Source organism: Microbacterium sp. ZW3a, from assembly GCF_057167165.1.
The window spans coordinates 1284304-1310442 of record NZ_CM169903.1; the positions used below are offsets into that span (position 1 = coordinate 1284304).

17 protein-coding genes and 3 rRNA genes are annotated in these 26139 nt (G+C 65.9%); 17 read left to right on the forward strand and 3 right to left on the reverse strand.

The window, feature by feature from the left end; translation table 11 throughout:
• The first annotated feature begins 49 nt into the window (after positions 1-49).
• The 5 genes from ACU6WY_RS06025 to ACU6WY_RS06045 all read left to right on the forward strand — a co-directional run bounded on the left by ACU6WY_RS06025 (position 50) and on the right by ACU6WY_RS06045 (position 6261).
• Positions 50-775, forward strand: a complete 726-nt coding sequence (locus tag ACU6WY_RS06025; RefSeq protein WP_483821546.1) for an NUDIX hydrolase — start codon at positions 50-52, stop codon at positions 773-775.
• 63 nt (positions 776-838) lie between these two features.
• Positions 839-2518, forward strand: a complete 1680-nt coding sequence (gene pgi, locus ACU6WY_RS06030) for a glucose-6-phosphate isomerase (RefSeq protein ID WP_483821547.1) — start codon at positions 839-841, stop codon at positions 2516-2518.
• A 404-nt stretch (positions 2519-2922) separates the two neighbouring features.
• Entirely contained in the window at positions 2923-3825 is a 903-nt protein-coding gene (locus ACU6WY_RS06035; RefSeq protein ID WP_483821548.1) for an aggregation-promoting factor C-terminal-like domain-containing protein, read from the forward strand.
• A gap of 107 nt (positions 3826-3932) precedes the next feature.
• A complete protein-coding gene (locus ACU6WY_RS06040) occupies positions 3933-4511 on the forward strand; it encodes a PadR family transcriptional regulator (protein ID WP_483821549.1) in 579 nt (192 codons plus the stop codon).
• Between the two features lie 52 nt (positions 4512-4563).
• Entirely contained in the window at positions 4564-6261 is a 1698-nt protein-coding gene (locus ACU6WY_RS06045; RefSeq protein ID WP_483821550.1) for an ABC1 kinase family protein, read from the forward strand.
• Between the two features lie 78 nt (positions 6262-6339).
• Here ACU6WY_RS06045 and ACU6WY_RS06050 read toward each other — a convergent pair whose 3' ends face one another.
• Positions 6340-7329, reverse strand: coding sequence for an aggregation-promoting factor C-terminal-like domain-containing protein (locus ACU6WY_RS06050; RefSeq protein WP_483821551.1), 990 nt, complete (start codon positions 7327-7329; stop codon positions 6340-6342).
• A gap of 424 nt (positions 7330-7753) precedes the next feature.
• On the opposite strand from ACU6WY_RS06050, the gene rpsA reads away from it, so the two are divergent.
• From rpsA to ACU6WY_RS06095, 9 genes are all read left to right on the forward strand, one after another.
• Positions 7754-9208, forward strand: a complete 1455-nt coding sequence (rpsA, locus tag ACU6WY_RS06055) for a 30S ribosomal protein S1 (RefSeq protein WP_483821552.1) — start codon at positions 7754-7756, stop codon at positions 9206-9208.
• Between the two features lie 102 nt (positions 9209-9310).
• Positions 9311-9484, forward strand: coding sequence for a hypothetical protein (locus tag ACU6WY_RS06060; RefSeq protein WP_483821553.1), 174 nt, complete (start codon positions 9311-9313; stop codon positions 9482-9484).
• Between the two features lie 570 nt (positions 9485-10054).
• Positions 10055-11576 (forward strand): 16S ribosomal RNA (locus tag ACU6WY_RS06065).
• A gap of 405 nt (positions 11577-11981) precedes the next feature.
• Positions 11982-15092, forward strand: a 23S ribosomal RNA gene (locus tag ACU6WY_RS06070).
• 99 nt (positions 15093-15191) lie between these two features.
• Positions 15192-15308: ribosomal RNA gene (gene rrf / locus ACU6WY_RS06075) — 5S ribosomal RNA — on the forward strand.
• The 16S, 23S and 5S rRNA genes sit together here, the layout of an rRNA operon.
• 155 nt (positions 15309-15463) lie before the next feature.
• A complete protein-coding gene (locus tag ACU6WY_RS06080; protein WP_483821554.1) occupies positions 15464-16672 on the forward strand; it encodes an MFS transporter in 1209 nt (402 codons plus the stop codon).
• A gap of 74 nt (positions 16673-16746) precedes the next feature.
• Positions 16747-19050: a maltose alpha-D-glucosyltransferase gene (gene treS, locus ACU6WY_RS06085; protein WP_483821555.1), complete on the forward strand. Its 2304-nt coding sequence runs from the start codon at positions 16747-16749 to the stop codon at positions 19048-19050.
• A gap of 242 nt (positions 19051-19292) precedes the next feature.
• Positions 19293-20897, forward strand: coding sequence for a sensor histidine kinase (locus ACU6WY_RS06090; protein ID WP_483821556.1), 1605 nt, complete (start codon positions 19293-19295; stop codon positions 20895-20897).
• Between the two features lie 4 nt (positions 20898-20901).
• Positions 20902-22065, forward strand: a complete 1164-nt coding sequence (locus ACU6WY_RS06095) for a hypothetical protein (protein ID WP_483821557.1) — start codon at positions 20902-20904, stop codon at positions 22063-22065.
• 23 nt (positions 22066-22088) lie between these two features.
• On the opposite strand, the gene ACU6WY_RS06100 is transcribed toward ACU6WY_RS06095, so the two are convergent.
• On the reverse strand, positions 22089-22463 hold the full coding sequence (locus ACU6WY_RS06100; protein ID WP_483821558.1) for a response regulator transcription factor: 375 nt from the start codon (positions 22461-22463) through the stop codon (positions 22089-22091).
• Between the two features lie 126 nt (positions 22464-22589).
• On the opposite strand from ACU6WY_RS06100, the gene coaE reads away from it, so the two are divergent.
• Entirely contained in the window at positions 22590-23189 is a 600-nt protein-coding gene (gene coaE / locus ACU6WY_RS06105; protein WP_483821559.1) for a dephospho-CoA kinase, read from the forward strand.
• A 97-nt stretch (positions 23190-23286) separates the two neighbouring features.
• Positions 23287-25356 carry an excinuclease ABC subunit UvrB gene (gene uvrB / locus ACU6WY_RS06110; RefSeq protein WP_483821560.1) on the forward strand — a complete coding sequence of 690 codons (2070 nt, stop codon included), beginning with the start codon at positions 23287-23289 and terminating at the stop codon, positions 25354-25356.
• A 60-nt stretch (positions 25357-25416) separates the two neighbouring features.
• Here uvrB and ACU6WY_RS06115 read toward each other — a convergent pair whose 3' ends face one another.
• On the reverse strand, positions 25417-25653 hold the full coding sequence (locus tag ACU6WY_RS06115; protein ID WP_483821561.1) for a hypothetical protein: 237 nt from the start codon (positions 25651-25653) through the stop codon (positions 25417-25419).
• A 34-nt stretch (positions 25654-25687) separates the two neighbouring features.
• Here ACU6WY_RS06115 and ACU6WY_RS06120 point away from each other — a divergent pair, with 34 nt between their 5' ends.
• Complete coding sequence (locus tag ACU6WY_RS06120) at positions 25688-26122, forward strand: MarR family winged helix-turn-helix transcriptional regulator (RefSeq protein WP_483821562.1); 435 nt, start codon at positions 25688-25690, stop codon at positions 26120-26122.
• Positions 26123-26139: the final 17 nt, after the last annotated feature.

Below are 26139 nucleotides of genomic sequence, written 5' to 3' on the forward strand. Positions count from 1 at the left end.
GCGAGGGCGGTGCGGGGCTTCCGGCTGGCCGCGCGACTAGCCTCGTCGCATGCCCTCGCCCCGCGCCGACCTGGAAGCGCTCGTCCGCACCGCGACCGTCGAAATGTTCGCCGAGCTGCGCGCGCTCCCAGTGGACGGCGCGGCGCGCGAGGCGGCGGTCCTCCTCCTGTTCGGGGCGCTGGATGCCGTCCCCAGCGCGCACACGACGGCGGCGGTGCCGCGCGACCTCGATGTGCTCCTGTTGGCCCGCGCTGACACGCTCCGGGCGCACCCGGGTCAGGTGGCCTTCCCCGGCGGACGCGTCGACCCGGGGGACGTAGGCCCCGTCGCGGCTGCGCTGCGCGAGGCTCGCGAGGAGACCGGACTCGATCCGTCGGGGGTGGAGGTGCTGGGCACGCTTCCCCGCGTACCGCTGGCCTTCTCCCGGCACCTCGTGACGCCGGTCGTGGGGTGGTGGACCCGGCCGACACCCGTGCGCGCGGTCGACGCCGCTGAGTCGGCCGCCGTGTTCCGCGCTCCCGTCGGCGATCTGCTCGATCCCGCGCGGCGCGGGGTGACCGTGCTCCAGCGTGACGGACGGACGTGGCGCGGCCCGGCGTTCCTCGTTCCGCACGCCACCGGGGAGCACCTCGTCTGGGGCTTCACCGCCATGATCCTCGACGGCATCTTCGACCGGCTGCGCTGGACCGAGCCGTGGGATCGCGCGCGCGAGATCGCCCTTCCCGACACGGGAGCGGTGGCGTCCACTCCTCCTCCCCGGGCCGCCCGCCCGTAGCGCTTTCCGGGCTCTTCGTCATCCTGCTCACGCACACGCGCCGGGATCGCTAGCGTGGACGTCGTGACTGCGCCCGTTGACCCCACCACCACCTCCGCCTGGACCCGCCTGACGGCACTGCGCGACGGCTTCGAGCCCGATCTGCGCGGTTGGTTCGCCGCCGACCCCCAGCGCGTCGACGACCTCACGCGAACGGTCGGCGACCTGCACGTCGACCTGTCGAAGAACCTCGTCACCCCCGAGATTCTCGACGCGCTCGTGGCGCTCGCCGACGAGACCGGCGTGCGCGAGCGCTTCGCCGACATGCTCCGCGGCGTCCACCTCAACACGAGCGAAGACCGCGCCGTGCTCCACACCGCACTCCGTCGTCCGGCCGACGCCGACCCGTCGCTCGTCGTCGACGGGCAGGAGGTCGACCGCGACGTGCAGGCCGTGCTCGAGAGCATGACCGCTTTCGCCGACCGCGTCCGCTCCGGACAGTGGCAGGGAGTGACCGGCAAGAAGGTCACGCACGTGGTCAACATCGGCATCGGCGGATCCGACCTCGGGCCGGTCATGGTCTACGAGGCGCTCAAGCCGCTGGCGGATGCCGGCATCCAGGCGCGTTTCGTCAGCAACATCGACCCGACCGACATCGCCGAGAAGACCGCCGACCTCGACCCCGAGACGACGCTGTTCATCGTCGCATCCAAAACCTTCACGACCCTCGAGACCCTCACCAACGCCCGCCTCGCGCGCGACTGGCTGTGGGCCGGGCTCGCGGCGGCCGGAGCGATGGATGACACCGAGTCTGCGCGCACGGACGCGGTCGCACACCACTTCGTCGCCGTGTCGACGGCGCTCGACAAGGTCGAGGCCTTCGGCATCGACCCGGCGAACGCCTTCGGCTTCTGGGACTGGGTCGGCGGGCGCTACTCCGTCGACTCCGCGATCGGGCTCTCGCTCATGATCGCGTTCGGCCCGGCGGCGTTCCGAGAGCTGCTCGCCGGGTTCCACGCCGTCGACGTGCACGTGGCCACGACCCCCATCGAGCGCAACGTCCCGGTCCTCATGGGCCTGCTCAACGTCTGGTACACCAACTTCCTCGGGGCCCAGTCGCACGCCGTGCTGCCGTACGCCCAGCAGCTCAGCCGTTTCGCCGCCTACCTTCAGCAGCTCACGATGGAGTCCAACGGCAAGTCGGTGCGCTGGGACGGCTCGCCGGTGACCACCGACACGGGCGAGATCTTCTGGGGCGAGCCGGGCACGAACGGCCAGCACGCCTTCTACCAGCTCATCCACCAGGGGACCCGCCTGATCCCGGCCGATTTCATCGCGTTCGTGAACCCGGCGTATCCGCTCGACGACGGCGGCCGCGACGTGCACGGCCTGTTCCTGGCGAATTTCCTCGCCCAGACCAAGGCGCTCGCGTTCGGCAAGACGGCCGACGAGGTCGAGGCCGAGGGCACGACGGGAGCGCTCGTCGCCGCTCGCACATTCCCCGGCAACCGTCCGACGACCTCGATCTTCGCGCCGTCGCTCACGCCGGCGGTGCTCGGCCAGCTGGTCGCGCTCTACGAGCACATCACCTTCACGCAGGGCACGATCTGGGGCATCAACTCCTTCGACCAGTGGGGCGTCGAGCTCGGTAAGCAGCTGGCGCTGCAGATCGCGCCGGCGATCGAGGGCGACGACGAGGCGCTGGCGGCTCAGGATGCCTCCACGGCGGCGCTGCTGACGTACTACCGCACGCACCGCTCCTGACCTCGGGCGCGCCTCAGCGCGGGCGCGTGTCCGCGTCGGAGCTTCGGGTGAACGGGCCGATTTGCGAGGATTTCTCTCGCCGAATCGGCCCGTTCGTCTTTCCGGGCGTGACCGTCGCGGGCGGGGGCGGCGGCGCCGATGCTCGCAGCGGCTCCTGACCCGATGAATCCCTGGTGAAGCCAGGTATTCATCCGCTCGGAGGAAAGGGAATTCTCCAGCCACGTTGCGCTCTATCGCGCCGGTGGGCGCGGACGCGGCCGGCGCGCGCCTCCCACGCGCCTCCCAGGTAACGAAGAGATAACGCTCAGAACCGCCACTCACACTCGGGGACTTGTGCCGACCCGACGGCACGATTCCGCGCTCGCATCTGTCGAGCCGCGTCCACGTCGAAGGATCCCCCTGACTTGTTGCGTTCCGATGTAAAGCTCACCCACGTCCATCGCGCCCGCCGCACCCTCGCCACCGCGGCAACGTGCGCCGGACTAGCGCTGGGGCTCGTGGCGACGACGGGGCTCGCCGCCGCCGCGCCCCTCTCCGCGCCCGATGCCTCGGCATCCGCCTTCTCGACACCCGCGTCTCGCGTCGTGGTGGCCGCCCCGACCCTGGAGGGGATCGTCGGCGCCGCCGACTCGGCTCGCACCCGCGCGCAGTCGACGCTCGCCGATGCCGCGGCCGTCCAGGCCGACATCGCCCGCACGGGCCTCCCGCTCTCGGTCGGCGACACCGCCGTCGACACGGCGGCACTTCGAGACGCCGCCGACCGTCTGTCGTCCTCGGCGCTCCTCCCGGTCGTCCTGGTGCCCGCCCTCAGCCAGAACGCGGCGAGCGAGGCCGACCGTGTCGCCGACCGCGTCGACGAATTGCGCGCGAGCCTCGACGAGGCCGTCATCGCGAAGGCGGCCGCGGATGCCGCTGCCGAGGCGCAGCGCCAGGCCGAAGCCGCCGCGGCCGCGGAGGCGCAGCGTCAGAAGGAGGCCGCCGAGGCCCTCGCCCGGGTCAATACGCCCGAGGGGGCGAAGCAGTTCGCGGCGACGCTCGCCGCCGAGAAGTACGGCTGGGGCTCCGATCAGTTCTCGTGCCTGGAGTCCCTGTGGACCAGGGAGTCCGGTTGGAACTACCAGGCCTACAACCCCAGTGGCGCGACGGGGATCCCGCAGTCGCTCCCGGGGAGCAAGATGGCCACGTTCGGCGACGACTGGCAGACCAACGCAGCGACCCAGATCGCGTGGGGGCTGGACTACATTTCCCGCGGATACGGGACGCCGTGCAGCGCGTGGGGTCACTCGGAGGCGGTCAACTGGTACTGACCAGAAGCCGGTCCCACTGACCGCCGATTCCCAGCCATCTGTCGCTCTCAGCGATATATCGTTGTATATCGCTGGACCCATCCGGGGTCCCGTATCGGGAGGTCAGCATGAGTGGTTCATTCTTGGGAGACGCATTCGGCGCACGCGGCGGTTCCGCCGGTCAGGGCTGGCCGATGTCCAACATCCTCGACGCCATGGAGCAGTTGCGCGCCCAGTTCGAGCAGAAGACGTCCACCAGTCCGCGGATGAACAAGGGTGACGTGCGCTCCGCCGTGCTCTCGCTCTTGCTCGAGCAGCCGATGCACGGCTACCAGATCATCCGGGAGATCGAGGAGCGCAGCGGCGGTACCTGGAAGCCGAGCCCCGGTTCGGTGTACCCGACCCTGCAGCTGCTCACCGACGAGGGTCTCGTCCAGTCCGAGGAGTCCGGCGGGCGCAAGACCTACTCGCTGACCGAAGAGGGTCGCGCCGCCGCCGGTGACGAGACCACCGAGCGCACGGCGCCGTGGGAGGCAGCCGGGTCGCGTGACGGCGGCCGCATGACGGCGCTGCCGAAGGCCGGTGTCGAGCTGGCGCAGGCCGCCGCCCAGGTGGCGCGCACGGGCAACAAGGAGCAGGTCGCGCAGGCGGTCGAAATCCTCGACGACGCCCGCCGTAAGCTCTACTCCATCCTCGCCCAGAGCTGAGGGTGCCCGAGCCCGACGGCCGTCGTGGGGTCCTCGGCATCCCGGAGATCCGATGACCGACGACGCCCTCATGCGCGCCCGCTACCGGCGCATCACCCGGTTCGCCGCGCGCTACCTGGTCCAGGCCTGGTGGTATGAGCTGTTCCTGCCGCGGTTCGGTCTCGAGCGTTTCTCCGCTCGGGGCCGAACCCGGCGGTTGCAGCGCATCGCCCGGCGATTCCACGGCCTGGCGGTCGACCTCGGTGGTCTGATGATCAAGGTCGGACAGTTCATGTCGTCGCGCCTCGACGTGCTCCCGCCGGTCATCACGAAAGAGCTCGAGGGCCTGCAAGACGAGGTTCCCGCGGTCCCGTTCGCGCAGATGCGGGCGCGGGCGGAGGAAGAGCTCGGGATGCCGCTGGAACGCGCATTCGCGACGGTCGATGAGCGGCCCCTCGCCGCGGCCTCGCTCGGGCAGGCCCACCGAGCGGTGCTCTCCGACGAACTGGCAGAGGAGACGGGGCTCCGCGAGGTGGTGGTGAAGATCCAGCGCCCCGGGATCGACCGCATCGTCGACGTCGATCTTCGCGCCCTGCGCAAGGTCGGGCGCTGGTTGAGCCGGGTTTCGCTCGTGCGCGACCGCGTCGACATGCCCGCGCTGGTAGAGGAGTTCGCCGCGACCAGCCTCGAAGAGATCGACTACCTCCACGAGGCTGCGAACTCCGAGCGCTTCGCCGCCGACTTCGGGGGAGAGGGGGGAGTGGCCGTCCCCGAGGTGGTCTGGGAACGCACCACCCGCCGACTCCTCACCCTGCAGGACGTCACGGCGATCAAGATCAACGACGTCGAGGCCTTGCGCGCCGCGGGGATCAACCCGTCCGAGGTCGCCGCCCGCTTCGCGGCGGTCATGTTCGACCAGTTGTTCGACGACGGGTTCTTCCACGCCGATCCGCACCCCGGGAATGTGTTCGTCACCCCGCTCCCCACGGCTCCGGATGCCCCCTCCCCGGCCTGGCGGTTCACGTTCATCGACTTCGGAATGATGGGCGAGGTGCCCCCGGGCCTGCGCCGTGGTCTGCGTCGTGTCCTCATCGCCGCGGCTTCGCGCGACGGCAAGGGCCTCGTGGACGGCATCCGCGACATCGGTGTCCTCCTTCCCTCCGCCGACACGGTGCAGCTCGAGCGGGCGATGACGCAGCTGTTCTCGCGATTCGGGGGAATGGGCTTCGCCGAGCTGCAGGAGGTGGATCCGCGAGAGTTCCGCGCGTTCGCGGTCGAGTTCGGCGACGTCGTGCGTGCTCTGCCGTTCCAGCTCCCCGAGAACTTCCTCCTCATCGTGCGGGCGATGTCGCTGACCAGCGGAATGTGCAGCTCCCTCGACCCGGCCTTCAACATCTGGGATGCCGTGGAGCCCTACGCCCAGCGGCTCATCCGCGAAGAGAGCGGCAACGTGGTGCAGGCTTTTGCGCGCGAGGCGGTGTCCGTCGCGGCTCTCACTGCCCGCCTGCCGCGGCGCGTCGACGCGCTCGTGTCGCGCATCGAGGAGGGGGCCGTCTCGGTGCAGACGCCGCGCATCGAGCGGCGCCTGCGTGACCTCGAACGCATGGTGCGGAGAGTTGTCTCGGCGGTGCTGTTCACGGGGCTGCTGATCGGCGGCATCCTGCTGCAGGCCGAGCAGGCGGTGGTCGGTACCGTCCTGATGGTCGCCTCGATCGCCCCGCTCTCGCACGCGCTGCTGGCTGGCATCATCGCTCGGCGCGCCGGCGCCTGACGCGACGTTCCCCTCACACGCAGAAGCGCGCCGCCCGGGATTCCGGAGCGGCGCGCTTCTGTGTTCGCGGAACGGGCCTCAGTACCAGCCGACGGACTGCGACTTTGCCCAGGCTCCGCACGGGCTGCCGTAGCGACCCGAGATGTAGCCGAGGCCCCATGACACCTGCGTGGCGGCGTTGGTTTGCCAGTCGCCGCCGGCCGACGCCATCTTGCTGCCGGGGAGGGCCTGGGGGATGCCGAAGGCGCCGCTGCTGGAGTTGTACGCCTGGTAGTTCCAGCCCGACTCGCGGTTCCACAGCGAAACGAGGCAGGAGAACTGGTCGTCGCCCCAGCCATAGCCGGCGAGCATGCCGCGTGCGGTCGCCTGTGCGCCGCCGGGGCTGTTGTCGCCCGAGCCGCCGCCGCTGGCCATCGGCGGCGCCGGACGCGGGGTGCTACCGCTCGAGGACGACCCGCTCGACGACGACGCGGTGGCTCGCGCCTCTTCTTCGGCCTGGGCGCGGGCCGCAGCTTCGGCCTCGAGCCGTGCCTTCTCTGCTGCCTCTTCGGCCTGCTGCTTCGCCACAGCCGCGTCGAGGCTTCCGCGAAGTTCGGCGACACGCTGGTCGACCGCCGAGCTGTGCTCGCTCGCCGCGGCGGCGAGCTCGGGGAGGAAGGTCGGAGACAGATCCTGTGCGGCGACCAGCCGGTCGGCTGCGGCGTCGAGAGCGGTCGTGTCGATGTCGGCGGGGCGCCCGATGTCGAGACCGGATGCCGCGATGTCGGTCTGGACCACGGTGGCGGACTCGAGGCTGGCGGCCGCCGCAGCGGCAACCGAACGCGCCTGGACGGTCTCGGGAGCCGACGACACCGCGGGGGTGGAGAACGACGCGAGCTGGAACGTGGCCGACGACAGATCGGCCGACGTCGTGGCGGCCGAGGGCAGGGGAGCGGTGCCGGTGAGCGCGGCGGTCGCGAGCACGCCGAGGGCGAGAGTACCGGCCGCGAGCGCGGGGCGGCGGCGGAGTCGGCGGGAGGCCCGGCGACGCTCGCGGCGGTTGGACGAGGGTGTCGAATCAGAGTGCATAAAACCGGTTTCGTATCGGGAGGACGGCTCGGGTGTCGCCGTCACGTCCGCGTGTGAGCGGGCACAAGTCCGCGAGCCTGGCACGCGATTCTGGACGGTACCTGGGCGGCCGGGCCTCCCGCCCGGTCGAGAAAGGGCCGATCCGGGACAGATCATCCGGAGAGAGCTGACCCGACGGATGCCGTTGAGGACGGCCCCGGCATCGATGGCGGGGACGGGTTCGGTGCGCTACGCTGAAGTGTCACTCGTGTGAGTCGTTCTGCATGCCCGAACGAGAGACGAGTGCCATCGCACGACATCAATCCGCTTCGCTTCGGCTCGCGGCATCCGTTCGTCTCCGACGCGCGTGTGCTCGACCGGGGTCCACCTGGATCTCCCGCGGGAGTCGAAGCCCGACACCAACCCCACTAGGACAACCCACTACATGACTACCGCAACGACCGCCCCGGCCATCAAGCAGGTCGCGATCAACGACATCGGCTCTGCTGAAGACTTCCTGGCCGCGGTCGAGAAGACCCTGAAGTTCTTCAACGACGGCGACCTCATCGAAGGCACCGTGGTGAAGATCGACCGCGACGAGGTCCTCCTCGACGTCGGTTACAAGACCGAGGGTGTCATCCCCTCCCGCGAGCTTTCGATCAAGCACGACGTCGACCCCAACGAGGTCGTCAACGTCGGCGATCACGTCGAGGCCCTCGTTCTCCAGAAGGAGGACAAGGAAGGCCGTCTCATCCTGTCCAAGAAGCGCGCGCAGTACGAGCGTGCGTGGGGCGACGTTGAGAAGATCAAGGAGAACGACGGTGTGGTCACCGGCTCCGTGATCGAGGTCGTCAAGGGTGGTCTCATCGTCGACATCGGCCTCCGTGGCTTCCTCCCGGCCTCGCTCATCGAGCTGCGCCGCGTCCGCGACCTCACGCCGTACCTCGGCCAGGAGATCGAGGCGAAGATCCTCGAGCTCGACAAGAACCGCAACAACGTCGTGCTTTCGCGCCGCGCCCTGCTCGAGCAGACGCAGTCCGAGTCGCGCACCACGTTCCTCAACAACCTCCACAAGGGTCAGGTCCGCAAGGGCACGGTCTCGTCGATCGTCAACTTCGGTGCGTTCGTCGACCTGGGTGGCGTCGACGGTCTCGTTCACGTCTCCGAGCTCTCCTGGAAGCACATCGAGCACGCCTCCGAGGTCGTCGAGGTGGGCCAGGAGGTCACCGTCGAGATCCTCGAGGTCGACCTCGACCGCGAGCGCGTCTCCCTGTCGCTCAAGGCGACGCAGGAAGACCCGTGGCAGGTGTTCGCCCGTACCCACGCGATCGGTCAGATCGCTCCGGGCAAGGTCACCAAGCTCGTTCCGTTCGGTGCGTTCGTTCGCGTCGCCGACGGCATCGAGGGCCTCGTGCACATCTCGGAGCTCTCGGGCAAGCACGTCGAGCTCGCCGAGCAGGTCGTGTCGGTCGGCGAAGAGGTCTTCGTCAAGATCATCGACATCGACCTCGAGCGTCGTCGCATCTCGCTGTCGCTCAAGCAGGCCAACGAGTCGGTCGACCCCAACGGCACCGAGTTCGACCCGGCGCTGTACGGCATGGTCACCGAGTACGACGAGCGTGGCGAGTACAAGTACCCCGAGGGCTTCGACCCCGAGTCGGGTGCCTGGCTCGAGGGCTTCGACACTCAGCGCGAGCAGTGGGAGCAGGAGTACGCCGCTGCCCAGGGTCGCTGGGAGGCTCACAAGGCCGCCGTTGCCAAGGCTCTCGAGGCCGAGGCCGCCAACCCGATCGACTCGGGTTCGTTCGGTGGAAACTTCTCGTCGGAGTCGCCCGTCCAGGGCACCCTCGCCGACGACGAGTCCCTCGCCGCTCTGCGTGAGAAGCTCAGCGGTCGCTGATCCTCTTCACATCGAAGGCCGGTACCCCGTGTGGGTGCCGGCCTTCGGTCGTTTGCGCGCAAGCCCTGGTTTCCGAGGCCTGGCTGCGTCGACAATGGGGTCATGGCTTCACGACTTCCGTTTCTCATCACCGTCGCAGGCGTCGCCGTGCTGTTTCTCTCGATCGCGTTCGTGTTCGCACTCGTCCTTGGGGCGATGTTCCTCGGGGGCCTGGAATTCTCCGGAGGGCACGGGGATGCCACCGCCGCGCGCGTCGTCTTCACCACCGCGGCATAGCGCAGTTCACCGTGGGCCCGATCGACCTCTGAGTCGACCGGGCCTGCGGCGTCTTCCGCGGGTTTCCGCGCGTGCGGTGTGCGACACGCCCGGGGTGTGTGGCGGATTGGACGGGTGTGGGGGTTCCGCGTAAGTTATTCCTTGTTCGCCCCACAGGGGAGAGCGGAGCGGCCGGAAGGCCCCGCGTCCTCTCAAGTGGTGAACGAAGCCAAGGTCTGCTCCTGATGGTGTAGAGTCTTGGTTCTGGTCTTCGACTGGTTCTGCGACGTTGATCTCTTCGTGAGGTCCCACTGTCAGGTCCTGGGTCGGGGTCTGGATGGTTGTGAACTTGCCTCACGGGTACGGTCGGAAGATTGGTTCTGTGGGTGCGTCCGTTCCTTGAGAACTCAACAGCGTGCACTTGTCAAATGCCAATTTATTCCTCGTCGGGCCTTCGGGTCTGGTGAGAATTCCTTTGGATCAAAGTCCAACCTTTTTTGGTTGGCATCTGGATAGTCAGTTTTGACTTCCTGTTTGGTCAGATTGAACTCGTCTGCCCTGACCTTATTCCGGTTGGGTGGGCTTTTTTCTTTTACGGAGAGTTTGATCCTGGCTCAGGATGAACGCTGGCGGCGTGCTTAACACATGCAAGTCGAACGGTGAAGCCAAGCTTGCTTGGTGGATCAGTGGCGAACGGGTGAGTAACACGTGAGCAACCTGCCCTGGACTCTGGGATAAGCGCTGGAAACGGCGTCTAATACTGGATATGAGCTCTCATCGCATGGTGGGGGTTGGAAAGATTTTTCGGTCTGGGATGGGCTCGCGGCCTATCAGCTTGTTGGTGAGGTAATGGCTCACCAAGGCGTCGACGGGTAGCCGGCCTGAGAGGGTGACCGGCCACACTGGGACTGAGACACGGCCCAGACTCCTACGGGAGGCAGCAGTGGGGAATATTGCACAATGGGCGGAAGCCTGATGCAGCAACGCCGCGTGAGGGATGACGGCCTTCGGGTTGTAAACCTCTTTTAGCAGGGAAGAAGCGTGAGTGACGGTACCTGCAGAAAAAGCGCCGGCTAACTACGTGCCAGCAGCCGCGGTAATACGTAGGGCGCAAGCGTTATCCGGAATTATTGGGCGTAAAGAGCTCGTAGGCGGTTTGTCGCGTCTGCTGTGAAATCCCGAGGCTCAACCTCGGGCCTGCAGTGGGTACGGGCAGACTAGAGTGCGGTAGGGGAGATTGGAATTCCTGGTGTAGCGGTGGAATGCGCAGATATCAGGAGGAACACCGATGGCGAAGGCAGATCTCTGGGCCGTAACTGACGCTGAGGAGCGAAAGGGTGGGGAGCAAACAGGCTTAGATACCCTGGTAGTCCACCCCGTAAACGTTGGGAACTAGTTGTGGGGACCATTCCACGGTTTCCGTGACGCAGCTAACGCATTAAGTTCCCCGCCTGGGGAGTACGGCCGCAAGGCTAAAACTCAAAGGAATTGACGGGGACCCGCACAAGCGGCGGAGCATGCGGATTAATTCGATGCAACGCGAAGAACCTTACCAAGGCTTGACATATACGAGAACGGGCCAGAAATGGTCAACTCTTTGGACACTCGTAAACAGGTGGTGCATGGTTGTCGTCAGCTCGTGTCGTGAGATGTTGGGTTAAGTCCCGCAACGAGCGCAACCCTCGTTCTATGTTGCCAGCACGTAATGGTGGGAACTCATGGGATACTGCCGGGGTCAACTCGGAGGAAGGTGGGGATGACGTCAAATCATCATGCCCCTTATGTCTTGGGCTTCACGCATGCTACAATGGCCGGTACAAAGGGCTGCAATACCGTGAGGTGGAGCGAATCCCAAAAAGCCGGTCCCAGTTCGGATTGAGGTCTGCAACTCGACCTCATGAAGTCGGAGTCGCTAGTAATCGCAGATCAGCAACGCTGCGGTGAATACGTTCCCGGGTCTTGTACACACCGCCCGTCAAGTCATGAAAGTCGGTAACACCTGAAGCCGGTGGCCCAACCCTTGTGGAGGGAGCCGTCGAAGGTGGGATCGGTAATTAGGACTAAGTCGTAACAAGGTAGCCGTACCGGAAGGTGCGGCTGGATCACCTCCTTTCTAAGGAGCATCTGACGCCCTGTGATGGGGTTGTTCAGGCGCCGGATCAGACCGAATGTGTCTGCCGGTTAGCTCATGGGTGGAACGTTTGATGAGGTGCTGGTTGGGTTTGCCTGGTCTTTAGTACGCCGTTTGCGGTGGGAATGAGATGGGGTGGGTCTGGTTGGTACATGCACGCTGTTGGGTCCTGAGGGGCCGGGCGCTGATCGCATCTTTGGGTGTGGTTGGTGGTTGTTCCTCTTGGGCCTTGTGCTGCTGCCGGTTGGTGGTGGTGTGGGGTACCGCCCGTACTTTGAGAACTACACAGTGGACGCGAGCATCTTCGACATGATCCTTTAGGGGATGGTGTCGTGAAGATGATCTTAAAGATCATTAGTCAATTTTTTGACGATTCAACTCATGTGATTTCAAGTCTTTAAGAGCAAACGGTGGATGCCTTGGCATCTGGAGCCGAAGAAGGACGTAGCAATCTGCGATAAGCCTCGGGGAACTGATAAGCGAGTTTTGATCCGAGGGTGTCCGAATGGGGAAACCCCGCCAGGGCGCGTGCGTGCCTGGTGACTCCCGCCTGAATATATAGGGCGGGTAGAGGGAACGTGGGGAAGTGAAACATCTCAGTACCCACAGGAAGAGAAAGCAAAAGCGATTCCGTGAGTAGTGGCGAGCGAAACCGGAAGAGGCTAAACCTAGCGTGTGTGATAGCCGGCAGGTGTTGCATGTTGGGGGTTGTGGGACTTTTCTGATTGTTCTGCCGAGCAGTCGACGTGACAAGAGGGTATAGACGAACGGTTTTGAATGGCCGGTCATAGAGGGTGCGAACCCCGTAGTCGAAATGCCTGTTCTTGGCGTGAAGAGTATCCCAAGTAGCACGGGGCCCGAGAAATCCCGTGTGAATCTGTCAGGACCACCTGATAAGCCTAAATACTCCCAGATGACCGATAGCGGACAAGTACCGTGAGGGAAAGGTGAAAAGTACCCCGGGAGGGGAGTGAAATAGTACCTGAAACCGTTTGCTTACAAACCGTTGGAGCCTCCTTAGTAGGGGTGACAGCGTGCCTTTTGAAGAATGAGCCTGCGAGTTAGCGATACGTGGCGAGGTTAACCCGTGTGGGGTAGCCGTAGCGAAAGCGAGTCTGAATAGGGCGATTCAGTCGCGTGTCCTAGACCCGAAGCGAAGTGATCTATCCATGGCCAGGTTGAAGCGACGGTAAGACGTCGTGGAGGACCGAACCCACTTAGGTTGAAAACTGAGGGGATGAGCTGTGGATAGGGGTGAAAGGCCAATCAAACTTCGTGATAGCTGGTTCTCTCCGAAATGCATTTAGGTGCAGCGTTGCGTGTTTCTTGCCGGAGGTAGAGCTACTGGATGGCCGATGGGCCCTACAAGGTTACTGACGTCAGCCAAACTCCGAATGCCGGTAAGTGAGAGCGCAGCAGTGAGACTGTGGGGGATAAGCTTCATAGTCGAGAGGGAAACAACCCAGACCACCATCTAAGGTCCCTAAGCGCGTGCTAAGTGGGAAAGGATGTGGAGTTGCTTAGACAACCAGGAGGTTGGCTTAGAAGCAGCCACCCTTGAAAGAGTGCGTAATAGCTCACTGGTCAAGTGATTCCGCGCCGACAATGTAACGGGGCTCAAGCACGCCACCGAAGTTGTGGCATTGACATTTTTGGTAGGCCTTCGTGGTCCAGCCGTGTTGATGGGTAGGAGAGCGTCGTGTCGCGAGTGAAGCGGCGGGGTGACCCAGCCGTGGACGCGACACGAGTGAGAATGCAGGCATGAGTAGCGAAAGACGTGTGAGAAACATGTCCTCCGAAAGACCAAGGGTTCCAGGGTCAAGCTAATCTTCCCTGGGTAAGTCGGGACCTAAGGCGAGGCCGACAGGCGTAGTCGATGGACAACGGGTTGATATTCCCGTACCGGCGAAGAACCGCCCAAGCTAATCCAGTGGTGCTAAGAGTCCTAGCATGGAATGGTCGGATCCCTTCGGGGTGATGAACGTCTGTGTGAACGCTCGACCCCATGCTGGTGCGGCTAGCGTATTAACAGGTGTGACGCAGGAAGGTAGCCCAAGCCAGGCGATGGTAGTCCTGGTGCAAGTGCGTAGGCCGAGTGATAGGCAAATCCGTCACTCATTGAGGCTGAGACACGATGCGGATAAAAAGTGGGTGATCCTATGCTGCCGAGAAAAGCATCGACGCGAGGTTCTAGCTGCCCGTACCCCAAACCGACTCAGGTGGTCAGGTAGAGAATACCAAGGAGATCGAGAGAATCGTGGTTAAGGAACTCGGCAAAATGCCCCCGTAACTTCGGGAGAAGGGGGGCCATCCACTTATTAGGACTTGCTCCGAAAGGGTGTGGTGGCCGCAGAGACTAGTGGGTAGCGACTGTTTACTAAAAACACAGGTCCGTGCCAAGTCGCAAGACGATGTATACGGACTGACGCCTGCCCGGTGCTGGAAGGTTAAGAGGACCGGTTAGCCGTAAGGCGAAGCTGAGAATTTAAGCCCCAGTAAACGGCGGTGGTAACTATAACCATCCTAAGGTAGCGAAATTCCTTGTCGGGTAAGTTCCGACCTGCACGAATGGCGTAACGACTTCCCAACTGTCTCAACCGCGAACTCGGCGAAATTGCATTACGAGTAAAGATGCTCGTTACGCGCAGCAGGACGGAAAGACCCCGTGACCTTTACTACAGCTTGGTATTGGTGTTCGGTGTGGCTTGTGTAGGATAGGTGGGAGACTGTGAAGCGGACACGCCAGTGTTCGTGGAGTCATTGTTGAAATACCACTCTGGTCACTCTGGATATCTAACTTAGGACCGTGATCCGGTTCAGGGACAGTGCCTGGTGGGTAGTTTAACTGGGGCGGTTGCCTCCCAAAATGTAACGGAGGCGCCCAAAGGTTCCCTCAACCTGGTTGGCAATCAGGTGGCGAGTGTAAGTGCACAAGGGAGCTTGACTGTGAGACTGACAGGTCGAGCAGGGACGAAAGTCGGGACTAGTGATCCGGCAGTGGCTTGTGGAAGCGCTGTCGCTCAACGGATAAAAGGTACCTCGGGGATAACAGGCTGATCTTGCCCAAGAGTCCATATCGACGGCATGGTTTGGCACCTCGATGTCGGCTCGTCGCATCCTGGGGCTGGAGTAGGTCCCAAGGGTTGGGCTGTTCGCCCATTAAAGCGGTACGCGAGCTGGGTTTAGAACGTCGTGAGACAGTTCGGTCCCTATCCGCTGCGCGCGTAGGAAGTTTGAGAGGATCTGACCCTAGTACGAGAGGACCGGGTTGGACGAACCTCTGGTGTGTCAGTTGTTCCGCCAGGAGCACCGCTGATTAGCTACGTTCGGGATGGATAACCGCTGAAAGCATCTAAGCGGGAAGCCGGCCTCAAGATGAGACTTCCATACCCTTCGGGGTGAGAGGCTCCCAGCCAGACTACTGGGTTGATAGGCCGGATGTGGAAGCGTAGTAATACGTGAAGCTGACCGGTACTAATAAGCCGATGACTTGATAACACACCGTTTTTGGTGCTTGCGTCCACTGAGTGGTTCTCGATGTACGGTCGGGAACACAACAATGACATTCGTTGTTGGTTTTTGAAACATCAATAGTGTTTCGGCGGCCATAGCGAGAGGGAAACGCCCGGTTACATTCCGAACCCGGAAGCTAAGCCTCTCAGCGCCGATGGTACTGCAGGGGGGACCCTGTGGGAGAGTAGGACACCGCCGGACTTCTTTTAAGTCGAAATGGCCACCCACTGTTGGGTGGCCATTTCGCATTTGTGCGGATAGGTGATCCGTGGATACAGCGTCGATCGCACCCCGAAACCGGGGACGCGGTCGACGCTTTTCGTCGTCACCAGACGCCCACTCGATATGGTCGGACGGTGAACGCCTTCTCGGGACATCTGCCGGGCAGTCGCGAGTACCGCCGCCTACTGATCGGTTTGTTCTTCGGGGGAGTGGCGACCTTCGCGCAGCTCTACGCGACTCAGGCCGTCTTGCCGCAGATCACGCGGGATGTGGGCGTTCCGCCGGCGACCGCGGCGTTGACGGTGTCGGCATCCACTCTCGGTCTCGCGGCCGCGGTGATTCCGTGGTCGGTCGTGGCCGACCGGATCGGCCGGATCCCGGCGATGGCCATCGGCGTGCTGTCGGCCACGGGCCTGGGGGCTGCGGCCCCGTTCTCTCCCGACGTGTCCGTGCTGTTGGTGCTTCGACTGCTCGAGGGGATCGGGCTGGGGGCTGTCCCGGCCGTTGCGCTGGCGTACCTGAGCGAAGAGGTGAACGTCCGGCACGTGGCAGCGGCGGCGGGATCCTACATCGCCGGCACCACCGTCGGTGGGCTGACGGGCCGGCTCGTCTCCGGTCCCGTGGGCGAGGTGCTCGGCTGGCGGTGGGGCGTGGCATCCGTCATTGTCGTGTGTGCCGCGGCATCCGCGATCTTCCTGATTCTCATCCCGCGGGCGCGGGGGTTCGCACCGGGCCGATTGCGGAGTGTGCGCGGCCCGTCGGTGGTGGCGCGGATCGGGGTGAATCTGCGCTCACCGGTCCAGGTCGCGCTGTATGCGCAGGGTTTTCTTCTCATGGGCGCGTTCGTCGCGGTCTACAACTACCTCGGATTCCACCTGAGTGATTCCCCGTTTTCCCTCGCTCCGGGAGCGGTGACGCTGCTTTTTCTCGCCTATCTGGCCGGGACGGTGTCCTCGCCGCGCGCGGGGGCGCTGGCCGTTCGTCGGGGACGTTTCGTGGTGCTCCTGGGCTCGGTGGGGGTGATGGCCCTCGGCGCCGTGCTCCTTGCCGTACCCAGCCTGGCGATCGTGATCGTCGGCCTGGTGGTGTTCACGGCCGGATTCTTCGGCGCGCACGCCGTTGCATCGGGGTGGACGCCGGTCGCGGCCGATCCGGACGCGCGTGCACAAGCGTCCTCGCTCTATTACCTCGGGTACTACGGAGGATCCAGCTTCTTCGGGTGGGTGCTCGGGGTGATCTTCGCTCTCGCGGGGTGGGGCTGGTTCGTCGTGGTCGTCGTGGTCATGTGCGGTGCCGCCGCGGCGTGGGCGTGGAGCGCTCTGCGGACCGCTCGACCTGTCTGAGGTGACCTCTGCGCGGGGCGCGGTCAATCCCCGGCCACGATGTCACCCGTTCCCAGTAGCGTCGGTAGGACGACATGAGGAGGTCGCGAGTGGACGACGCCGACGAGCGGGCATCATCGGGGGCGCCGGAAGGCGCCGCGCAAGGAGGAGCCGACGAAGAGATCGCTGAGGCGGTGGCCGAGATCAGCTACGACGAGCAGCGCTACCCGGCGCGACCTCGTCGACTCCGACCTCGGGATCAGTTCCGCGGCGGCACGCTCCGGCGCTTCCTCACCGATCCCCGCAACGCGAACGGCGCCAACCCGTCGTACGTGGAGTGGCTCGTCCGTCAGTCGATGCTGAAGGACGCCGACGTTCTGAGTCGTCAGCTGTCGGGCCAGCCGTCGATGTGGCGCAATCCCTACGCTCGCCCCGACGCGCGCCGGGCCATCGAGTCGACCGACGTCTGGTTCACGGCCTATCCGATCTCGCTGATCGCGCGGCCGGGCGAGTCCTTCCTCGACGCGCTCGGACACGAGGCGCTGTGGAAGGCTTTCGAGTGGGTCGGGATCAACGGCATCCACACGGGTCCGGTCAAGCGTGCGGGCGGTATCAGCGGATGGCAGGAGACCCCGAGCGTCGACGGTCACTTCGACCGGATCAGCACGCAGATCGACCCCGAGTTCGGTGACGAGAATGCGTTCCGGCGCATCGCCGACATGGCCGACGCCCACGGCGGCAGCGTGATCGACGACATCGTTCCCGGTCACACGGGCAAGGGCGCCGACTTCCGGCTCGCCGAGATGGCGTACAAGGACTATCCGGGCATCTATCACATGGTCGAGATCCCCCGGGAGGACTGGGGCATGCTCCCCGAAGTCCCGTCCGGGCGCGACTCGGTCAACCTCGATTCCGAGACCGAGCGTGAGCTCAGCGCCCGCGGGTACATCATCGGCGAACTCCAGCGAGTGATCTTCTACACGCCCGGCGTGAAAGAGACCAACTGGAGCGCCACGGCTCCCGTGGTCGGAACCGACGGGCTGGAACGACGCTGGGTCTACCTGCACTACTTCAAGGAGGGCCAGCCGTCGATCAACTGGCTCGACCCGACGTTCGCGGGCATGCGGCTGGTGATCGGCGACGCGCTGCATTCGCTCGGCGACCTGGGCACCAGCGCTCTGCGGTTGGACGCCAATGGGTTCCTCGGCGTCGAGAAGAGCGCAGAGGGGCTGCCGGCGTGGTCCGAGGGGCACCCGCTTTCGCACGCGGCGAACCACATCATCGCCGGCATGGTGCGAAAGGTGGGCGGCTTCACGTTCCAGGAGCTGAACCTCACGATGGAGGACATCCGCGACACCTCGGCTGTCGGTGCAGATCTGTCCTACGACTTCGTCACGCGCCCGGGCTACCACCATGCGCTGGCGACAGCGAATACCGAGTTCTTGCGTCTCGCGCTCACGACGGCGCTCGAGACCGGCGTGGAGCCGGTCCAGCTCGTGCACGGAATGCAGAACCACGACGAGTTGACGTACGAGCTCGTCCACTGGGCGACGAGCCACCGTGACACGGTGTACCCGTTCCGTCACGGTGAGTACACCGGCGGGGAGATCGCGGAGGCCGTCCGCGCCGACCTCACCCAGGCGCTCACGGTGGACGCCGACTACAACCTCGTCTTCACGCAGAACGGGATCGCCTGCACGACGGCGTCACTCATCGCCGCGACGCAGGGTAAGGCCACGCTCGAGGACATCACGGAGGCGGACATTCCGCACATCCGCGACGCGCACCTGCTCCTGGCGAAGTACAACTCCTGGCAGCCGGGTGTCTTCGCTCTGTCCGGGTGGGACCTCACCGGCTCGCTGACCCTCCCCGCTGACGATGTGCGGCACCTGATCTCATCGGGTGACACCCGGTGGATCGAACGCGGCGCGCACGATCTCCTCGACATCGCACCCGACGCGACGACCTCGTCGTCGGGGATGCCGCGAGCTCGGTCGCTCTACGGGTCGCTGGGCACGCAGCAGGCTGATCCCGCATCCTTCCTCTCGGGGTTGCGTGAGATCCTCCGCATTCGCAGCGAGAACGATATCGCGGTCGCTTCCCAGGTCGACATCCCTCAGGTGGGACACCCGAGCATGCTCGTCATGGTCCACCGACTCGACGGCGGCGACCGACGCATCGAGGACGCCCCTCTCCAGCTCACCGTGCTCAATTTCTCGGGCGAGACGATCGAGGGAACAGTCCGCTCCGAATGGCTCGTCCCGCAGAGCACCGCGATCGACGCCGCGAGCGGCGACGTCCTGGGTCGCGTCGACGAGCTGCAGAGCTTCGCGTTGGAGCTCGGTCCCTACGCGGGACTGTTCCTCCGGATGCAGGCGCCCGAGCCGGTCGAGGAGTGATCCGGGCCACGGTGGCGGGGGCCCGTCGTCCTCTTCGAGCACTCGTGACGCATGTCGCCGGCCTGCGTGCGGGTGTCGACGATCCATGGCACTCGTTCGCGATGGGCACGAGTGAGGGCCACGCGCGACAGGGGTGAAATTGTCGGCCCGCCGCCGTCGCGGCGGGTGCGGGGCGATATAACACCGGCGAGCCGTGCGGCGGGACCCGGCGCCGGCGGCCTTCGCGCGCTAGGGTCGAGGCGATGTCCGGCCCGTTGCCGAGCGAACGGCTCGGTCTGCACCGCAACCTGTTGGTGAATCAGCTGCTGTTGGCGTCGGCGACGGTCCTGGGCACCGTGGTGACCGTGATCGCGGGGCAGGTGACGGACATGACGCTGTTCGTCATCGGTGCCGCGATGATCTTCTGCAGCGTCGCCGTCATTCTCCTCGCCCCGCGCGACCGGATGCCGTCGTGGGTCGGCCTCTGCACGCCGATGGTCGACGTCGTGGCGATCGGGATCCTGCGCGAGAGCGCACCGGCGGCCGGTGTCGGCCTGCTCTGGGCATTCCCGGCCTTCTGGATCGGTGCCGTGCTCGGGATCCCGGGGGTCGTGGCCGTCACCGCGAGCGTGTTGGTGATCATGGTCCACCAGGCCTTCGACGCGCAGCAACTCGCCGCCGCGACTCTCGCGCTCCCCTTCGCCGTCGCCTCGCTGGCCGCCATGTCGCACTTCGCTGCCCGCCGTACGCGTGCGCAGCGCGCGCTCCTGGAGAACCACGCGGACGAACTGCGCCGCTCGGTCGAACGTGCGCGGCGCCAGGAAGACCTCGTCACTCAGGTCTTGGATGCGGTCGACTTCGGCGTGATCCGGATCACGCCCGCGGGAGAGCTCGTCGTGAGCAATGAGGCGCACGCCCGATTGCAGGCGCCCGACGCCTGGGGGTCTTCTCCCGCCGCATTCGCTGGCGACGGCATCACGCCGATCCCGCCGGGTGCCACGCCCTTGGCACGCGCTCGGGCGGGAGAAGTCTTCGAAGGGGAACTGGTCTGGTATGGAGGAGGCCCGGGCGAAGACCGGCGCGCGTTGAACGTCACCGCGCGGCGGCTCCCCGCTCGCGATGACGTCGACGCGGGGAGTGTCGTGGTCTCGCGCGACGTCACCGCCGAGGAGCAGGCTCTCCGGGCACGGGAGGATCTCGTGGCCAGTGTGTCGCACGAACTGCGTACCCCGCTCACCTCGATCATCGGTTACCTCGAGCTCGCCCTCGACGACACCGGCCTGGACACCGCGACCCGCAATCAGCTCGAGATCGCTCAACGCAATGCGGCCCGACTGCGAGAGCTGGTCGCCGACATCTTGGCGATGTCGGCCGCCTCGCGTCACGGCGTCGATTTCATCCTGAATCCCGCGCCGGCGGATGTTTCCGAGATCGTCGGGGCAGCGGCCACCTCGGTGGCTCCGCGCGCGGCCGCTCACGGCATCCGGATCGACGCGTCGGGGGTGCGACCGTGCGCGGCAGTGGTAGACGCACACCGCCTGCGCCAGGTGGTCGACAATCTTCTCTCCAACGCGGTGAAGTACAACACCCGCGGTGGTGCGGTGGTCGTCACCGTCGATCGGGCCGACGCGGCGATCGCGATCTGCGTCGCGGACGATGGACCCGGGATTTCCACGAACGATCAGGGCCGCGTCTTCGAACGCTTCTTCCGCGCCGACGCGGTTCGCAATTCCTCGGTGCACGGAAGCGGGCTCGGCCTGTCGATCAGCCGTGACATCGTGCGCGCGCACGGGGGCGACATCACCGTGCGGTCCGAACCAGGGCAGGGCGCGGTCTTCACGGTGCGTCTGCCGCAGAGGGAGGGATGACGTCATGGTCCTCGACGTGCTGAGTCTGCAGATCGCGGCATCCCTGGTGATCCTGGTGTCGGCGGTGATGTACCTTCTCGACACGCTCATGTTGAAGGACGGCTTGCCCGGACGGCTGTGGGCAACGGCCTTCTTGGCCGCCGTCTTCTCCGCGGGCTGCTACCTCGTCTGGTTCGCAGCACCCGGCGCCCTCGCCTCTGTGGCGCTGGGGAACGGGGCGTTCGTCGCGGCGACCTCGTTCATCTGGCTGGGGTGTGCGGCGTTCAACGGACGCTCGCTGCGGGGCCCGGTCACCGTGGCCGCCCTGGTCGTGCTCGTCGTGGTCGTCTCCGCCCTCGTGGACGGTGTGATCGCGGGGGACTGGGCCGGGGCGGTTCCGCTCTTCCTGGGGAATGCGTTCTTCGCCATTCTCGGGGCGATCGAGACGCGACGTGGCGCGATCGGCCGTCGGTGGAGCGCCGCAGGTCTGACGGTCGTGCTCTGCGTCGAAGCCGTGTGGTTCGTCGTGCGCACGGCAGTGCTTCTGGCGGTGGGATGGGATGACCCCTTCTTCCTCAGGTACTTCGGCACGAGCGTCTCCGCATTGCTCACGATGACCCTCGTCGTCGCCGCGGTCGTCGTCACCTCGGTGCTCCGCACCAGTGAATCGGCCTTGAGAGGCCCGCCTGAGACACGTCACCTGGCCATCGATCGACAGGGCATCCTGTTGCGCGGTTCCTTCGCCGCGACGCTGACGATTGTGGCCGCTCGAGCGCACGACGCGGGCGAGGACCTCTGCGTCATCGGCATCCGGGTCGACGATCTGAAGCGCGTCGCGACGGCCTTCGGGCCCGAAGAGGCCGATGACATTGCGCGAGCTTTTCGCGCGTCGGTGCGACGGCACGCTCCGACGATGGCCCTCGTCGGGATGGCGGATGCCGCGGGACTCTCGGTGGCGTTCGCCACGAACGCCACCACCGATGTGCGACGTGTGGTCCGGGTCCTCCACGAGCGCGTGGTCACCGATCTGTCGGCGCTGGCGACCTCGGTGGTGCCGGTGGTGGGAATCGGGTTCGTCCTCGCGTCCGAGGTGGGGACGGACGGGCCGCGTCTCATCGACCGCGCGGATGCCGAAGCGAGCCGCCCCGAAGCGACCGGGGGGCATCCCGGTGGCATCATGGGCACCTGAACCGACGCGGATCCACTCCGGTTTCAGGAACTGTCGTCGGCAGCGAGCGCCTGGACGCGCGCCCGGAGCTCACGCGGGCGGAAGGGCTTGGTCAGGTAATCGTCGGCACCGGCCGCACGCGCGCGTTGCTCCTCCGCGTCGTCCACACGTGCACTCACCATGAGGATGCGTGTCGTGCTGAACTCCCGGATGCGGCGAGCCGTCTCGAAGCCGTCGAGCCCCGGCATGCTCACATCGAGCGTCGTGATCGCGGGATCGGTGCGGCGCACCACCTCGATGCCGTCGGCGCCGTCGACGGCGGTGTGAACGACGAATCCGGAGGGCTCCAGGACAGCGACGATCAGTGAGCGGATATCGACGTCGTCTTCGATGACGACCACGATGTGGGGATTCGGCATGGGGGAACTCTCGCCAAACGGGCGGGAGCACGGGTGCACCCCCTGAGGGAATGTTAACCCACGGGGGCCCGCGGGGCGTGTCGGAACGACGGACCGGAACGACCGGCCGTGTGGCATCCTCGTGGGGTGCCTCTTCTCGCGCTCACCGGCGGAATCGCGTCGGGAAAGTCCACGATCGCACGGATGCTCGCGGCGAAGGGGGCGGTCGTCGTCGACGCGGATGCCATCGTGCGTGAGGTCCAGGCACCGGGGTCCCCGGTGCTCGCCGCCATCGCGGGCGAGTTCGGCGGGAACGTGGTGCGGCCCGACGGCACCCTGGACCGCCCGGCGCTCGGCGCCCGGGTGTTCGGGCACCCCGACCGCCTCGCAGCACTGAACGCGCTCGTGCACCCGGCGGTCCGGGAAGAGTCGCAGCGGCGGTTCCGTGCCGCCTTTGACGACGACGCGGACGCCGTCGTCGTCTACGACGTGCCGCTGCTGGCCGAAGCCCGCGGGACAGGCGAGTGGGATGTCGTCGTCGTCGCGCACGCCCCCGCCGAGCAACGCGTGGAACGGCTGATCTCGCAGCGCGGCCTCGCCGAGGCCGACGCCCGCGCGCGCATCGCCGCGCAGGCTGGTGACGACGAGCGTCTGGCGCTTGCCGACGTGGTGATCGACACCACCGGCGACATGGATGCCACGCGCCGCCAGGTCGACGCGCTCTGGGAGCGGCTCACGCGCCCCTGACGGTCGCCTCCCTCTCGCGGGGGGGGCGGGTGACGGTGCTCGCGGATGGCGAACGCCGGTTGGCCCCGATGTCGGAGGCCCCGCCTACGCTGGAACCATGCAGGCCACGCGTTCCGTCCGCCCCTTCGAGGTCGTCAGCGATTACACCCCGTCCGGTGACCAGCCGCACGCGATCGCCGACCTCGCCGCACGGATCAATGCGGGCGAGACCGACGTGGTCCTGCTCGGCGCCACGGGGACGGGAAAGTCGGCCACCACGGCATGGCTGGTCGAGGCCGTCCAGCGTCCGACACTGGTCCTCGCTCACAACAAGACCCTCGCCGCGCAGCTGGCGAACGAGTTCCGCGAGCTCATGCCGAACAACGCCGTCGAGTATTTCGTGTCGTATTACGACTACTACCAGCCTGAGGCGTACGTCCCGCAGACCGATACGTTCATCGAGAAGGACTCGTCCATCAACGCCGAGGTCGAGCGACTCCGGCACTCCACGACCAACTCGCTGCTCTCGCGCCGCGACGTCGTCGTGGTCTCCACGGTCTCCTGCATCTACGGTCTCGGCGCGCCAGAAGAGTACCTGCGCGCCATGGTCGCGCTCCAGGTGGGAGAGCGGTACGACCGCGACGCGCTCATCCGCAAGTTCATCTCCATGCAGTACAACCGCAACGACGTCGATTTCTCCCGCGGCAACTTCCGCGTGCGCGGCGACACGATCGAGATCATCCCGGTGTACGAGGAGTTTGCGATCCGCATCGAGATGTTCGGTGATGAGATCGAGGCGCTGTACATGCTGCACCCGCTGACCGGCGACGTCATCCAGAAGATGGAATCGGTGCCGATCTTCCCGGCCTCGCACTACGTGGCCGGCACCGACACCGTGCAGCGCGCGATCGGCACGATCGAGCACGAGGTCGCTGAGCGCTTGAAAGAGCTGGAGTCGCAGGGCAAGCTCCTCGAAGCCCAGCGCCTGCGAATGCGCACCACCTTCGACCTCGAGATGCTGCAGCAGCTCGGGTTCTGCTCGGGAATCGAGAATTACTCGCGCCATCTCGACGGCCGTTCCGCGGGCGACCCGCCGCACACGCTGTTGGACTTCTTCCCCGACGACTTCCTCCTCGTCATCGACGAGTCGCACGTCACGGTCCCGCAGATCGGCGCGATGTACGAGGGCGACGCATCTCGCAAACGCACGCTCGTCGAGCACGGCTTCCGCCTGCCCAGTGCAATGGACAACCGCCCCCTGCGGTGGGACGAATTCAAGAACCGTGTCGGCCAGACGGTCTACCTCTCGGCCACCCCCGGTCGTTACGAGATGGGTATCGCCGACGGCATCGTCGAGCAGATCATTCGTCCGACGGGCCTGGTCGACCCCGAGATCGTGGTCAAGCCCTCCAAGGGGCAGATCGACGACCTGCTCGAACAGATCCGTCTCCGTGTCGACCGCGATGAGCGTGTGCTCGTGACCACCCTCACCAAGAAGATGGCCGAGGAGCTCACCGACTTCCTCGGTGAGCACGGGGTGCGCGTGCGCTACCTGCACTCCGACGTCGACACGCTTCGCCGCGTCGAGCTGCTCACCGAGCTGCGCGCGGGCGTGTACGACGTGTTGGTCGGCATCAACCTGCTCCGCGAGGGTCTCGACCTCCCCGAGGTCTCGCTCGTGGCGATTCTGGATGCCGACAAGGAAGGGTTCCTCCGCAGCGGGACCTCGCTCATCCAGACGATCGGACGCGCCGCCCGAAACGTGTCGGGCGAGGTGCACATGTACGCCGACAAGATCACCGACTCCATGCAGAAGGCCATCGACGAGACCGAGCGTCGGCGCGAGAAGCAGGTCGCCTACAACACCGAACACGGCATCGACCCGCAGCCGCTGCGCAAGAAGATCGCCGACATCACCGAGGTGCTCGCCCGCGAGGCGACCGATACGCGCAAGCTCCTGTCGCGCAACGACAAGGCGGGCAAGGGCAAGTCGCCGACGCCCCAGCTGCGTCGGACGGGGATCGCCGCCGAGGGTGCGGATCAGCTGGAGTCGACGATTGCCGATCTCACGCAGCAGATGCTCGCGGCAGCGAGCGAACTGAAGTTCGAGCTCGCCGGCCGTCTGCGTGACGAGGTGCAGGACCTCAAGAAGGAACTGCGCGCGATGGAACGCGCCGGCCACGCCTGACGCGGTGACGGCGCGGGGACGCCCCGTCCCCGTTCCGGTCCTGTCGAGGCAGGACCGCGCTTACGGGCAGTGCAGGAGAGGCTTCGGGCCCGAGCGGTCGACGGAGTGCTCCGACATCGGGTGACCGCACAGCGGGCAGGGTCGCCCGGTGCGCACCGGTTCGGGGGTCGTCTCGTACGGTCCGACGGAGGCCGGCCCGGCGACACGGATGAGCCGTGTGTTGAGGTACTGGTACCAGCCGCCGGCCTCGCGCACCCGCTCGCGGAGCGGGGGCCGCTCGGCATCCCTTTGTGTCATGATGATTAGTGTACTAACGAAATCGGAGATGGGCATGGACGATCGCTTGCGGCTGGAGAATCAGGTGTGCTTCGCGCTCGTGACCGCGGCGCGCAACGTCGTGTCGATCTATCGCCCGGTCCTCGAACCTCTCGGGCTCACCCACCCGCAGTACCTGGTGATGCTCGCGTTGTGGGAGGAGTCCCCGCGATCGCTCGGCACCCTCGCGGCGGAGCTGGCCATGGAGCCGGCGACGCTCTCGCCGCTCGTCAAGCGACTCGAGGCGCAGGGGCGGGTGCGACGGGCGCGGCGTGCCGACGACGAGCGCGTCCTCGATATCGACCTCACCGACGAGGGTCGGGCTCTGCGCGAGCGTGCGCTCGAGGTGCCGGCCCAGATCATGGCGCGGGTCGGCGTTGACGAACGCGCGCTCGTGGCCCTGCGGGACGGACTGGCCCCCTTCGCGAATCGGGTCGACGCGGAGGGCTGAGACCGCGGTGTCGGGTC

Bases quoted from the DNA above. Each gene is read 5' to 3' on its own strand.
- ACU6WY_RS06045 (WP_483821550.1), top strand. From the start codon at position 4,564: ATGACCGACGACGCCCTCATGCGCGCCCGCTACCGGCGCATCACCCGG.
- ACU6WY_RS06120 (WP_483821562.1), top strand. From the start codon at position 25,688: ATGGACGATCGCTTGCGGCTGGAGAATCAGGTGTGCTTCGCGCTCGTG.
- ACU6WY_RS06025 (WP_483821546.1), top strand. From the start codon at position 50: ATGCCCTCGCCCCGCGCCGACCTGGAAGCGCTCGTCCGCACCGCGACC.
- treS (WP_483821555.1), top strand. From the start codon at position 16,747: ATGAGGAGGTCGCGAGTGGACGACGCCGACGAGCGGGCATCATCGGGG.
- ACU6WY_RS06090 (WP_483821556.1), top strand. From the start codon at position 19,293: ATGTCCGGCCCGTTGCCGAGCGAACGGCTCGGTCTGCACCGCAACCTG.
- ACU6WY_RS06060 (WP_483821553.1), top strand. From the start codon at position 9,311: ATGGCTTCACGACTTCCGTTTCTCATCACCGTCGCAGGCGTCGCCGTG.
- ACU6WY_RS06050 (WP_483821551.1), bottom strand. From the start codon at position 7,329: ATGCACTCTGATTCGACACCCTCGTCCAACCGCCGCGAGCGTCGCCGG.
- uvrB (WP_483821560.1), top strand. From the start codon at position 23,287: ATGCAGGCCACGCGTTCCGTCCGCCCCTTCGAGGTCGTCAGCGATTAC.
- ACU6WY_RS06095 (WP_483821557.1), top strand. From the start codon at position 20,902: ATGGTCCTCGACGTGCTGAGTCTGCAGATCGCGGCATCCCTGGTGATC.
- ACU6WY_RS06115 (WP_483821561.1), bottom strand. From the start codon at position 25,653: ATGACACAAAGGGATGCCGAGCGGCCCCCGCTCCGCGAGCGGGTGCGC.
- ACU6WY_RS06100 (WP_483821558.1), bottom strand. From the start codon at position 22,463: ATGCCGAATCCCCACATCGTGGTCGTCATCGAAGACGACGTCGATATC.
- ACU6WY_RS06040 (WP_483821549.1), top strand. From the start codon at position 3,933: ATGAGTGGTTCATTCTTGGGAGACGCATTCGGCGCACGCGGCGGTTCC.
- rpsA (WP_483821552.1), top strand. From the start codon at position 7,754: ATGACTACCGCAACGACCGCCCCGGCCATCAAGCAGGTCGCGATCAAC.